General features: G+C 66.9%; 16 protein-coding genes. 9 read left to right on the forward strand and 7 right to left on the reverse strand.

Annotated elements, in window-relative coordinates:
* Nucleotides 1-19 precede the first annotated feature (19 nt).
* Genes fumC through QQJ79_RS00255 form a run of 4 tightly spaced genes read left to right on the forward strand, consistent with a single transcriptional unit; the run spans nt 20 to nt 2770 of the window.
* Nucleotides 20-1411 carry a class II fumarate hydratase gene (fumC, locus tag QQJ79_RS00240; RefSeq protein ID WP_284219878.1) on the forward strand — a complete coding sequence of 464 codons (1392 nt, stop codon included), beginning with the start codon at nt 20-22 and terminating at the stop codon, nt 1409-1411.
* Between the two features lie 56 nt (nt 1412-1467).
* Nucleotides 1468-1725: a type II toxin-antitoxin system CcdA family antitoxin gene (locus QQJ79_RS00245; protein WP_284219880.1), complete on the forward strand. Its 258-nt coding sequence runs from the start codon at nt 1468-1470 to the stop codon at nt 1723-1725.
* Nucleotides 1725-2036 (forward strand): CcdB family protein, encoded by a 312-nt coding sequence (locus tag QQJ79_RS00250; protein WP_284219881.1) that lies wholly within the window; start codon nt 1725-1727, stop codon nt 2034-2036. Before QQJ79_RS00245 ends, QQJ79_RS00250 begins: the two co-directional genes overlap by 1 nt.
* 2 nt (nt 2037-2038) lie before the next feature.
* The gene (locus tag QQJ79_RS00255) at nt 2039-2770 is read left to right on the forward strand and encodes an AAA family ATPase (RefSeq protein ID WP_284219883.1); all 732 of its coding nucleotides are present in this window, start codon (nt 2039-2041) and stop codon (nt 2768-2770) included.
* Here the strand turns inward: QQJ79_RS00255 and QQJ79_RS00260 are convergent, their stop codons facing one another.
* Together QQJ79_RS00260 and QQJ79_RS00265 are read right to left on the reverse strand one after the other, a co-directional pair.
* Nucleotides 2771-3169, reverse strand: coding sequence for a YccF domain-containing protein (locus QQJ79_RS00260; RefSeq protein WP_284219885.1), 399 nt, complete (start codon nt 3167-3169; stop codon nt 2771-2773).
* Nucleotides 3170-3276: 107 nt separating this feature from the next.
* Nucleotides 3277-3513: a DUF2171 domain-containing protein gene (locus tag QQJ79_RS00265; RefSeq protein WP_284219887.1), complete on the reverse strand. Its 237-nt coding sequence runs from the start codon at nt 3511-3513 to the stop codon at nt 3277-3279.
* Between the two features lie 75 nt (nt 3514-3588).
* Here QQJ79_RS00265 and QQJ79_RS00270 point away from each other — a divergent pair, with 75 nt between their 5' ends.
* Nucleotides 3589-3765 (forward strand): DUF4169 family protein, encoded by a 177-nt coding sequence (locus QQJ79_RS00270; protein ID WP_284219889.1) that lies wholly within the window; start codon nt 3589-3591, stop codon nt 3763-3765.
* Between the two features lie 2 nt (nt 3766-3767).
* Nucleotides 3768-3929 (forward strand): hypothetical protein, encoded by a 162-nt coding sequence (locus QQJ79_RS00275; protein WP_284219891.1) that lies wholly within the window; start codon nt 3768-3770, stop codon nt 3927-3929.
* On the opposite strand, the gene QQJ79_RS00280 is transcribed toward QQJ79_RS00275, so the two are convergent.
* Together QQJ79_RS00280 and QQJ79_RS00285 are read right to left on the reverse strand one after the other, a co-directional pair.
* Nucleotides 3926-4864 carry a DMT family transporter gene (locus QQJ79_RS00280; RefSeq protein ID WP_284219894.1) on the reverse strand — a complete coding sequence of 313 codons (939 nt, stop codon included), beginning with the start codon at nt 4862-4864 and terminating at the stop codon, nt 3926-3928. The two genes, QQJ79_RS00275 and QQJ79_RS00280, sit on opposite strands and share 4 nt — an antisense overlap.
* Nucleotides 4865-4954: 90 nt before the next feature.
* Nucleotides 4955-5710, reverse strand: coding sequence for a Coq4 family protein (locus QQJ79_RS00285; protein WP_284219895.1), 756 nt, complete (start codon nt 5708-5710; stop codon nt 4955-4957).
* A gap of 111 nt (nt 5711-5821) precedes the next feature.
* On the opposite strand from QQJ79_RS00285, the gene QQJ79_RS00290 reads away from it, so the two are divergent.
* Nucleotides 5822-6058, forward strand: coding sequence for a ribbon-helix-helix domain-containing protein (locus tag QQJ79_RS00290; RefSeq protein ID WP_284219896.1), 237 nt, complete (start codon nt 5822-5824; stop codon nt 6056-6058).
* Between the two features lie 48 nt (nt 6059-6106).
* On the forward strand, nt 6107-6829 hold the full coding sequence (locus QQJ79_RS00295; RefSeq protein WP_284219897.1) for an SIMPL domain-containing protein: 723 nt from the start codon (nt 6107-6109) through the stop codon (nt 6827-6829).
* A 4-nt stretch (nt 6830-6833) separates the two neighbouring features.
* On the opposite strand, the gene QQJ79_RS00300 is transcribed toward QQJ79_RS00295, so the two are convergent.
* Both QQJ79_RS00300 and QQJ79_RS00305 read right to left on the reverse strand, forming a co-directional pair.
* Complete coding sequence (locus QQJ79_RS00300; RefSeq protein WP_284219899.1) at nt 6834-7148, reverse strand: hypothetical protein; 315 nt, start codon at nt 7146-7148, stop codon at nt 6834-6836.
* A 3-nt stretch (nt 7149-7151) separates the two neighbouring features.
* Nucleotides 7152-7349, reverse strand: a complete 198-nt coding sequence (locus QQJ79_RS00305; protein ID WP_284219900.1) for a hypothetical protein — start codon at nt 7347-7349, stop codon at nt 7152-7154.
* Between the two features lie 116 nt (nt 7350-7465).
* Here QQJ79_RS00305 and QQJ79_RS00310 point away from each other — a divergent pair, with 116 nt between their 5' ends.
* The gene (locus QQJ79_RS00310) at nt 7466-9802 is read left to right on the forward strand and encodes an ATP-dependent helicase (protein WP_284219901.1); all 2337 of its coding nucleotides are present in this window, start codon (nt 7466-7468) and stop codon (nt 9800-9802) included.
* Here the strand turns inward: QQJ79_RS00310 and QQJ79_RS00315 are convergent.
* Nucleotides 9799-10323 carry a DUF2059 domain-containing protein gene (locus tag QQJ79_RS00315; RefSeq protein ID WP_284219902.1) on the reverse strand — a complete coding sequence of 175 codons (525 nt, stop codon included), beginning with the start codon at nt 10321-10323 and terminating at the stop codon, nt 9799-9801. The genes QQJ79_RS00310 and QQJ79_RS00315 overlap by 4 nt on opposite strands.
* Between the last annotated feature and the right edge of the window lie 227 nt (nt 10324-10550).

Below are 10550 nucleotides of genomic sequence, written 5' to 3' on the forward strand. Positions count from 1 at the left end.
TCCGATGAGCCCGCCCACCATGACCAAGACCCGTTCGGAAACCGACACCTTCGGCCCCATCGAGGTCGCCTCGGACCGCTATTGGGGCGCCCAGGCGCAGCGGTCGCTGGGGAATTTCAAAATCGGCTGGGAGAAACAGCCCCTGCCGATCGTCCGCGCCCTGGGCATCGTCAAACGCGCCGCGGCCGAGACCAATATGGCCCTGGGCAAGCTGAACCCGAAGCTGGGCGAGACCATCGTCGCGGCGGCCAATGAGGTCATAGAGGGCAAGCTGAACGACCATTTCCCGCTGGTGGTCTGGCAGACCGGTTCGGGCACCCAGTCGAACATGAACGCCAATGAGGTGATCTCGAACCGGGCCATCGAGATGCTGGGCGGGGAGATGGGCTCCAAGAAGCCGGTCCACCCCAACGACCACGTCAACATGAGCCAGTCGTCGAACGACACCTTCCCCACGGCCATGCACGTCGCCTGCGCAGAACAGGTGGTCAACGACCTGATCCCGGCGCTGAAGCATCTGCACGCGGCGCTGGACGCCAAGGCGAAGGCCTGGGCGCACATCATCAAGATCGGCCGGACGCACACCCAGGACGCCACGCCGCTGACGCTCGGCCAGGAGTTCGGCGGCTATGCCCAGCAGGTCGCCAACGGCATCGAGCGGATCGAACTGACCCTGCCGAAACTGATGGAACTGGCCCAGGGCGGCACGGCCGTGGGCACCGGCCTGAACGCGCCGATCGGGTTCGCCGAGCAGGTCGCCGAGCGCATCGCCGCCATCACCGGCATGCCCTTCACCACGGCGCCGAACAAGTTCGAGGCCCTGGCGGCGCATGACGCCATGGTGTTCAGCCACGGCGCGATCAACACGGTGGCCGCCAGCCTGTTCAAGATCGCCAACGACATCCGCTTCCTCGGCTCGGGCCCACGCTCAGGGCTGGGCGAACTGGCCCTGCCGGAGAATGAGCCGGGCAGTTCGATCATGCCGGGCAAGGTCAATCCGACCCAGTCCGAGGCCCTGACCCAGGTCTGCGTCCAGGTGTTCGGCAACCACGCCGCGGTGACCTTCGCCGGCTCGCAGGGCCATTTCGAGCTGAACGTCTTCAACCCGGTGATGGCCTACAACTTCCTGCAGTCGGTGCGGCTGATGGCCGATGCGGCGGTGTCGTTCACCGACAACTGCGTCGTCGGCATCGAACCGCGCGAGGACAACATCAAGCGCGGCCTCGACAACTCGCTGATGCTGGTCACCGCCCTGAACGGCAAGCTCGGCTATGACGCCTGCGCCAAGATCGCCAAGACCGCACACAAGAATGGCACCACGCTGCGCGAGGAAGCGGTCGGCGGCGGCTATCTGACCGACGCCGAGTTCGATGAGGCGGTGCGGCCCGAGAAGATGATCTCGCCGGGGTGATGGGGGCCTACTTCCGGTTGGTAGCGGCTATTGGGGTTCAGGTGTAGGCTGCCTTGATGGGCAAGTCCGAGCTTAAGATCGAGATCGATCCCGCCATGGTCGCCGAGGCTGAGCGGCTGGGTGTTGACCTGACGACGGCAGGGCTGGCTGGTGTCCAGCAGGCGCTGGCCCGGCGGCGGAACGCCCTGAAGTCGGACGCGGAACGCGCCGCAGACGCTCGTGCTTGGGCTGCGGAAAACGCCGAGTCGCTCAAGGCCTACAACGAGCGGATCGCGCGCGACGGCATCTTCGGCGAGGACTTCCGGACCTGGTGATGCGTCAGTTCGACGTGTTCCCGAATCCGTCGCCTCGCTCCCAGGCCGCCGCACCCTTCATCGTCCTGATGCAATCCCATTTTGTGGATGAGATGCCGTCTGCCCTGATCGCGCCGTTGATCCGTGAGCGTCGAAGCGGCGACTTCACGCGCGTCTCTGTCTCCGTAGATCTGAACGACGAGGCCCTGCACCTCTCGCTGGCGGAAATGGCCCCCATCGCGAGGACCGGCCTGAAGCGATCCGTCGGCGATCTCAAGCCCTATGAAGACGACATCCGCCGCGCCCTCGACCGCCTGTTCACCGGCTTCTGAGCATGACCGCCCTCACCCGTCCCTACTGGATCGAGGCGCAGTTCGAGCGGCGCGAGGAGTGGGATGACGCGGTCTATCCGTTCAACCTGCCGGCGGTGCGGACGCTGCACAGTCTGGCGTTCCATCCCAATGTGACCTTCCTGGTCGGGGAGAATGGGTCGGGCAAATCGACCCTGATCGAGGCGCTGGCGGTGGCCTGGGGTTTCAACGCCGAGGGCGGCGGGCGTGAGCACCGGTTCGGCACGCGGGAGAGCCATTCGCCGCTGCACAGGTTCGTACGGCCAGTGAAATCGCCCCAGCGGCTGCAGGACGGCTTCTTCCTGAGGGCCGAGAGCTTTTTTACGACGGCCAGCTATCTGGAGACGGCGGGAGCCACGCGGTACGGCGCCAAATCCCTGCATGAACAGTCCCACGGCGAGAGCTTCTTCGCCCTGTTCGAGAACCGGTTCATCGGCGACGGCCTGTACATCCTCGACGAGCCGGAAGCGGCCCTGTCGCCGTCACGACAGCTGTCGTTCCTGGCCAAGATGCACGAACTGGTGCTGGCGCGGTCGCAGCTGATCATCGCCACCCATTCGCCGATCATCCTCGGCTATCCGAACGCCTGGATCTATCAGGTGTCCGAGCACGGCGTGGACCGGATCGACTATGAGGACACCGACCATTTTCAGGTCACGCGCAATTTCCTGACCCGGCGCGAGATGATGCTGGAGATCCTGCTGGCGGACGACTGATCAGGGCTTGTCGCGGATGGTCCGGCCGATCGGGGCCAGGGCCAGTTTGGCCAGCTCCAGGTCCTTGAGCGCGAACGGGATGCCGATGATGGTGATGAACTCGGCCACGGCGATCAGCAGGTGCGACAGGGCGATGTACCAGCCGGCGAAGATGAACCAGATGACGTTCAGGACGAGGCCCAGCGGCCCCGTACCGACGTCGTGGGCGCCGAGTTCGTCGCGCCAGACCACTTCGCGGCCGAAGGGCCAGAAGGAGTAGCTGGCGATCCGCCAGGCGGCGAAGGTCCAGGGCAGGCCGACGACGGTGAGGGCCAGGACCGCGCCGCCGAACAGCCAGAGCAGGCCGGACAGCCAGCCTCCGAAGACGAACCACAGCAGGTTGAGGATCAAGCGGATCACAGGCGTCGTTCCGGTCGCGCCGCACGCCGGCGCCTTCCCCAGATATGCTGAAGGCCCCGCCGGCGACAGCGGGGGCTTCGTGAATTCGCGGTAAGCTCGCCGGGGGTCTAGTGGGGCTTCTCGGTCCAGCGCGCCCTGGCCTCGTCCTTGGTGACGTTGAGATGGACATGCTCATCGACATGATTGACCCAGCTGACCGGGATCATGTGGTGTTTGAAGCCGCCGGCGAGGTCGAGTTTGGCCAGTTCGATCTGGTCCCCGACGACGTGGTCGACGCGGCCGACATGCTCACCGTCCGAGCCGACGACTTCGAGGTGTTCGCGGATTTGAGTCGGGTCTACCATGGGCGCTCCTGCCGGCTGCAACTGGCGGGGAAAACCGCCCGGCCGCGCGTCGGGTTGCATACTGCGGAGGCCGGCATGGGCGAGGTCGTCAATCTGAACCGGGCGCGCAAGGACCGGGCGAAGGCCGAGGCCAGGGCGACCGCGACCGTCAACCGGGCGGCGCACGGACAATCGAAAGCGGAGCGGACCCGGGTCGCGGCGGAACGCGAGCGCGCCGCCCGCCTTCTCGACGGATCGAAGCTGGAGGACTGAACATGGCCGACCCTCGCCAGGATCCCCGCATCAGACACGGCCTCATCCCCCTGCTCGTCGCCATGCGGGTCAAGGCGGAACGTGAGCGACTGGCCGCGGAAGCGGCGAAGAAGGCCGGAGCCGCGCCGGAGAAACCGAAGAAGAAGCGCGGCTGGTTCGGCTAGGACGAGACCTTCGGGGCGCGGATCATCAGGGCCTGACCCGACAACACGAGCAGCAGCCCGGCCAGGGCGGACCAGCCGAAATGCGCGCCCTCGAACAGGACCGAAACCAGCATCGCGACGGGCGGGGTCAGGGCCGAGACATAGCTGGCCATGGCGTAGCCGATCATCCGGGCGATGGTGAAATACAGGCCGAAGGCGATGACCGAGCCGAACACCGACAGATAGAGCAGCGATCCGACATAGGTGAAGCTCGGGTCGATGGTGAACTCCACCCCGGTGGCCAGGCCGTAGAGCGCCAGCAGGCCCGTGCCGTAGGCCATGGCCCAGGCGGTCGAGGGAATGGCGGCCGAGCCGTGATTCTGGCCCTTCCAGGCGAAGAAATTGCCGAAAGCCGAGGCCGTGACGGCGATCAGGGCCAGGCCGACGCCGAGCGCCGCCTCCCGATCAAATCCCGCGCTGAGCACCTCGCCGCCCGACAGGACCACAACGCCCACCACGCCGAGGATGGCCCCGCCCCATGAGGCGGCCGCCGCCTTCTGACCAGCGGCCAGCCGGAACAGCACCAGATTGATGAAGGTCAGGGAGGCGAAGGTGACGGCGACGATGGCCGAGGCGACGTGGGCCTCCGAGGCGTAGGTGAAGCTGTAGCTGATCGAAAAGGCGAAGGCCCCCTGTCCGAGGGCGGCGAGATGCTGGGCCCGGGTCAGCCGCAGCTTCTGGCGGGCGATCAGGCAGCCGAGAAACAGGAGGGCCGAGGCGAGGCCGAACCGCCAGACGATTGAGGCCAGCGGCGGCACCGTCCCCAGTTGAAGGGTGATGGCGTACCAGGTCGTGCCCCAGATCGCGGCGCAGATCAGCACCCCGCCGATGCCCAGCAGGGTGGTCCTCGACAGGGGCGGACGGGCGACGGGAGGAACGGATACGGGGGAGGTCACCCACGCCCAGTGGCGGATGCCGTCAGACGGGGCAAGCGGGGTTTTCGCCAGAGTGACACAAGCCGGGCTTATGCCGTCCGAAAGCCGTCGTCAGCCTCGTAATTTGAGCCCGGCGCGGACCTCGGGCGGCACGGCCTGGTAGACGTCCGCCGGACGAATGTTGAGGCGCGCGCGGACCGCCTCCAGCGGCTGTTCGAACAGGGCTTCATAGTCCAGCGCGGGCAGCCAGCGTGCGGCCTTGCCGTTCCGGTACGCCTGCCAGACCGCGCGGCGGGCGGGAATGGAGCGCACCTCGCGCTGGATCTCGCGCGCCGCGCCCCAGCCGATGAAGGCGAAGCCGAGATTGCGGGTCTGGGCGTAGGAGAAGGAGACCACGCAGGCCTCGCCCAGCGCGTCGGTGCCGTAGCCGGTCAGGACATGCCAGATGTCGTGGATGTCGCGGATGCGACGCGAATACCAGATCACCGGGTGCTGGGCGTCGACCAGCGGCGCGACCTTGCGGGCCTCGTCGGCCAATCCCTTCGCGGTGAAGCCGCGGGCCTCGCGGAAGTCGCGATAGGCGGCGCCCACCGTCCCCGGCCCGAACCGGGCCAGCCAGACCGGATCGTCGAGCTTGTGCGCCAGTTCCTCGCGCAGGAAGGCCTGCCGGCCGCCTTCCATGGTCTTCAGCATCCGATTGTAGCCACGACCGATGGAACGCCCGGACAGCGCCCGCATGATCTCGAACACCTGGGCCGTGTCTTCCTTGTCCCGGACCAGCCGGCGGAAGGCGCGGAACGCCTTGAGCGGTTCAAGGCGCTGCGGTCGCAGACGGTCGAACTTGTCGAAATCGGCGGTGGCGGTCATGGACGGGCCCTGTGCGGTTATCGACAGAATAGCCCGGAAGCCCGCGCAAGTGAACGGTGTTCACGTCGCACCCATGGCGATCGGACGGATGCCGGGGCTATGGTCCGGACCATGTTGAAGAAGCGCTCCGTCTCCCTGTCCGGCCACGCCACCTCCGTGGCGCTGGAGGCGGAGTTCTGGGCTGTTCTTGACGCCGTCGCGGCGGCCGGCGGCCTGTCGCAGGCCGGGCTGATGAAGCGGATCGACGAGCGTCGCGGGCGCACGCCCCTGGCCTCGGCCTGTCGCCTTCTGGCGCTGGCCTGGACGGGCGGCGACCGATCTTTCATCGAACAGGATTCGACCGATTGACACCCGTCAGGGTTGGCGCATGGTCTGTTTTCCAGAAGGAAGACCGCCGTGTTAGACAAGATCGACAAGACCCTGATTCCGCCGGCCCTCTTCGGGGGGCTGATCGCGATCGGACTGATCGGCGCGGGGGCCTTCATCGGCTCCGGCGTGGTCAACGCCCAGGTCGGCAACCGGCAGGTGACGGTGCGCGGGCTGGCGGAGCGCAATGTGGTCGCGGACCTCGCGGTCCTGAACCTCAGCTTCAAGGCGGCGAATGACGATCTGCCGACGGCCCAGGCGAAGATCGACAACGATCTGGCGCTGGTGCGGGCCTTTCTGGCGCGGCAGGATTATCCGGCCGAGGCGGTCACCATCGGCCGGCTGCAGGTCACGGACACGCGGGCGCGGGAGTACGGTTCGACCGACAATGTCGTCCGCTACATCCTGTCCCAGAGCGTCACGGTGCGCACCACCGACGTCCAGCGCGTCGCCCAGACGGAGCGGGCGCTGAACGATCTGGTGCGCGAGGGCGTGCAGCTCGATTTCGCCGCCCCGACCTATGTCTTCACCAAGCTGAACGAGGTGCGGCCGGCGATGATCGCCGAGGCGACCGCCTCCGCCCGGTCGGGCGCCGAACAGTTCGCCAAGGATTCCGGCACGCCGCTGGGCCCCATCCGCCAGGCGACCCAGGGCTCGTTTGAAATCCTCGCCCGCGAGGACATCGACAGCGAATCCACCTCGCTCGACAAGCGGGTGCGGGTGGTCGCGACGGTCAGCTACCAGCTGCGCTGAGGCCTCAGGTCGTCGGGGCCGGCTCGGGCGGCATGACCGGCGGATCGACCGGCTGAACGTCCGGCAGGTCGGGCAGCTTCGGCGCATCGGGCAGTTCCGGGCGCGGCAGGTCGATATCGACCGAGACATCCGTGCCGTCGGGCGCTTCGATCCCGCCGCGGTTCGAGAAGACCACCACGGCGATGATGATGACGACCACCACCAGTCCGCCCAGGAGCAGGGCGATCCAGCTGCCGCCGCCGCTGCGGGGCGGGTTGTTGATGGTGGTGTGATGGACGACGTCCGGCCGCTCGGGCGGGGGGGCGTTGGGATCGGTCATGGGTCAGTTCACCGTCGGGACGGCGGGCGCCGAGACTTCCGGCAGATTGACGTCGACATTGACCTCCTTGGCCTCCGGAGCCACGCCGCCGCGGGCGAAGACGAAATAGGCCACAATGGCCAGCACCACGACAATCCCGCCGATGATGAAGGCGAGGCCCGTATTGCCGCCGCCGCTGGTGTTGTTGATGTTGTCGGCCATGAAGTCTCTCCCGTTGAACCTGTCGGCAAGCGGAACGACGTTCCGGCTTGACGGTTCCGTGAGGGGATGCGCACGCCGCCGCTGACATCCGGGCTCGTGCCCCTTATGTTCCGCCGATGAGTCTCCCCGACGCCCCTGCCCCGCGCATCTCCGATCTCGCCCGCTCGCGCGGCCCCGGCGGGGTCGAAGCGCCCGCCGCCGACTATCTGGCGGGCCTGAACCCCGAACAGCGCGAAGCGGTGGAGACGGTGGACGGACCCGTGCTGGTGCTGGCGGGCGCCGGGACCGGCAAGACCCGGGTGCTGACAACGCGGCTGGCGCACATCCTGGCGACCGGACGGGCGCGGCCGTGGGAGCTGCTTGTCGTCACCTTCACCAACAAGGCGGCGCGCGAGATGCGCGAGCGGATCACCCACCTGATCGGGCCCTCGGCCGAAGGCCTGCGCTGGCTGGGCACCTTCCACTCGGTGGCGGCGCAGATCCTGAGACGGCATGCCGAGCTGGTCGGGCTGAGGTCGACCTTCACCATCCTCGACACCGACGACCAGGAGCGGGTCTGCAAACAGGTGCTGGAGGCCGAGGGACTGGACACCAAGCGCTGGACGCCCAAGTCGCTGAACGGCCTGATCGACCACTGGAAGAACCGCGGCTGGACGCCGGAAAAGCTCCCGCCGTCGGAGGATTTCGCCAACGGCAAGGGCCATGCGCTCTACGCCGCCTATCAGGCGCGGCTGGTCAGTCTGAACGCCTGCGACTTCGGCGACCTGTTGCTGCACAATCTGACGATTCTATCGAAACATGCGGATATTGCAGACGAATACCGGCGACGGTTCCGCTACATCCTGGTCGACGAATATCAGGACACCAATGTCGCCCAGTACCTTTGGCTGCGGCTGCTGACGTCCTCGACCGGCAATGTCTGCTGCGTCGGGGACGACGACCAGTCGATCTATGGCTGGCGCGGGGCCGAGGTCGACAACATCCTCCGCTTCGAGCGCGACTTTCCCGGAGCCAAGGTCGTACGACTGGAGCGTAACTACCGGTCAACGCAGCATATTCTGGGTGCGGCCTCGGGTCTGATCGCGGCCAACCGGGACCGGCTGGGCAAGACGCTTTGGACCGAGGACCTGAGCGGCGACAAGGTTCGCGTGCGCGGGGTCTGGGACGGCGAGGCCGAGGCCCGGCTGGTGGCCGACGAGATCGAGACGGCGCGCCGCGCCGGCACGCCCTACAGGGACATGGCGGTGCTGGTGCGCGCCTCGTTCCAGATGCGGGCCTTCGAGGAGCGGTTCGTGCTGCTGGCAGTGCCCTATGTGGTCATCGGCGGGCCGCGCTTCTTCGAACGGGCCGAAATCCGCGACGCCCACGCCTATCTGCGGCTGATCCTGTCCGAGGACGACGACCTGGCCTTCGAGCGGATCGTCAATGTCCCCAAGCGCGGCATCGGCGACACCAGCGTGCAGAAGGTGCTGCAGATCGCCCGGCTGTCCGGCGTCTCGGCCATGAGCGCGGTGCGCGACCTGATCGTCTCGGACGAACTGCAGGCGCGGACGCGGACGGCCCTGGCCAATTTCGTCCGCGACATCGACCGCTGGCGGACCTTCGCCCAGACGACGACCCACTGGGAGCTGACCGAGACCGTGCTCGAGGAGAGCGGCTACACCGACATGCAGAAGGCCGACCGGGCGACGGGCCAGACGCGGCTCGACAACCTCAAGGAGCTGACGCAGTCGATGCAGTCGTTCGAGACCCTGCCCGCCTATCTGGAGCATGTCTCGCTGGTGATGGACCTGGACCGCGGCGGCTCGGACGATGCGGTGCAGATCATGACCCTGCACGGGGCCAAGGGGCTGGAGTTCCCGCTGGTCTTCCTGCCGGGCTGGGAGGAAGGCGTCTTCCCCAGCCAGCGCAGCATCGACGAAAAGGGCGAAAAGGGCCTCGAGGAGGAACGCCGCCTGGCCTATGTCGGCGTGACCCGGGCCAAGTCGGACGCGCGCATCAGCTTCGCCGCCAACCGGCTGGTCTACGGCCGCTGGACCTCGCAACTGCCCAGCCGCTTCGTCGACGAACTGCCCATCGCCCACGTCGAGGCCGAGAGCGACACGGGCTACTATGGCGTCACCCCCGGCATGAAGGACGCCAAGTCCCGCTGGGACGAGATGCCGACCTTCGGCGCCGGCTACGCCTCCCCCGGCTGGAAACGGGCGCAGTCGTTCACGGCCGGGCGGGCGCCGGCGGCGAGGCCGGCGCGGCATACGCTGATCGAGGGGGACGGACGGCTGCTGGCGACGGCGGACCCGAAGTCGGGCGGCGACTGGTCGCTGGGCCAGCGCGTGTTCCACCAGAAATTCGGCTACGGCGCGGTCAAGGCGATCGAGGGCAACAAGCTGCTGATCGACTTCGAGAAGGCCGGCGAGAAGAAGGTGATCGATACGTTTGTGGAAAAGGCCTAGCGTTTTGAGGTCGGAACGACGTCCGGTTCGCAACCAATCCGGTCGCAGAGACGTCGCTGCATGTCAGCCTCAAAGGCAGGCTGGAAGTAGTTCATCAACTCGCCTGTTCTTCGAGTGAGAATCACCGATCGCGCCGTCAGGGAGCGCCCGACCGGACTCTCGTAAAACTCCACAACGCCTTCGAGTTCTTCACGGGTGAATTCTTCCGCATAGACGGCCACGACGCGATCCATGTAGCCGGGCATGACAGCCGCAAAGGATTCGAGCGCGACGTCCTCGATCACTTCGCGCTTTTCGGCCGGAATGCGGGGATCGGCCAGAATGTTCTGAAGCATGCTTTCGATCATGCCGTTCATCAGCTTGTCGAACTGGATGGCGGCAAAGTACCGCCGGACCAGCGCGGCCTTGGCGTCGACCTCGGCGGACTGGGCGGACGGAGCGGTGGCCTGGCCCGCGGCTGGCAAGGCCTGACCGAACGTCAGCGCCAGAGCAACAGCGCCTGCTGATAGAATTCTCGTCATGACTGCGTCCCTCTCCTGTCCGCATTCAGTGCCGCAACCGACGCGATTGCGCCAGCGTGAATCCTATCCCCTCATGGTTGAAAGAGAAAGGCGGTGCAGTTCCAGAGTCTCCCTCGCCCCGCCCCGACCAGCACCGCCGTCGCCGGCGCCGCGAACCGGCGAGCCGGGATGACAACGGCGCATCATGCTCCTCTGTCGCATGACGCGGATTCCAACCCTTCGTTAAG

Origin of the sequence: Brevundimonas denitrificans (assembly GCF_030160755.1) — a bacterium.
Lineage (GTDB): Bacteria > Pseudomonadota > Alphaproteobacteria > Caulobacterales > Caulobacteraceae > Brevundimonas > Brevundimonas denitrificans.

Coding starts and splice junctions, on each gene's coding strand:
- QQJ79_RS00250 (WP_284219881.1), top strand. CDS start 1,725: ATGCGTCAGTTCGACGTGTTCCCGAATCCGTCGCCTCGCTCCCAGGCC.
- QQJ79_RS00270 (WP_284219889.1), top strand. CDS start 3,589: ATGGGCGAGGTCGTCAATCTGAACCGGGCGCGCAAGGACCGGGCGAAG.
- QQJ79_RS00315 (WP_284219902.1), bottom strand. CDS start 10,323: ATGACGAGAATTCTATCAGCAGGCGCTGTTGCTCTGGCGCTGACGTTC.
- QQJ79_RS00265 (WP_284219887.1), bottom strand. CDS start 3,513: ATGGTAGACCCGACTCAAATCCGCGAACACCTCGAAGTCGTCGGCTCG.
- fumC (WP_284219878.1), top strand. CDS start 20: ATGACCAAGACCCGTTCGGAAACCGACACCTTCGGCCCCATCGAGGTC.
- QQJ79_RS00255 (WP_284219883.1), top strand. CDS start 2,039: ATGACCGCCCTCACCCGTCCCTACTGGATCGAGGCGCAGTTCGAGCGG.
- QQJ79_RS00285 (WP_284219895.1), bottom strand. CDS start 5,710: ATGACCGCCACCGCCGATTTCGACAAGTTCGACCGTCTGCGACCGCAG.
- QQJ79_RS00290 (WP_284219896.1), top strand. CDS start 5,822: ATGTTGAAGAAGCGCTCCGTCTCCCTGTCCGGCCACGCCACCTCCGTG.
- QQJ79_RS00275 (WP_284219891.1), top strand. CDS start 3,768: ATGGCCGACCCTCGCCAGGATCCCCGCATCAGACACGGCCTCATCCCC.
- QQJ79_RS00305 (WP_284219900.1), bottom strand. CDS start 7,349: ATGGCCGACAACATCAACAACACCAGCGGCGGCGGCAATACGGGCCTC.
- QQJ79_RS00245 (WP_284219880.1), top strand. CDS start 1,468: ATGGGCAAGTCCGAGCTTAAGATCGAGATCGATCCCGCCATGGTCGCC.
- QQJ79_RS00310 (WP_284219901.1), top strand. CDS start 7,466: ATGAGTCTCCCCGACGCCCCTGCCCCGCGCATCTCCGATCTCGCCCGC.
- QQJ79_RS00300 (WP_284219899.1), bottom strand. CDS start 7,148: ATGACCGATCCCAACGCCCCCCCGCCCGAGCGGCCGGACGTCGTCCAT.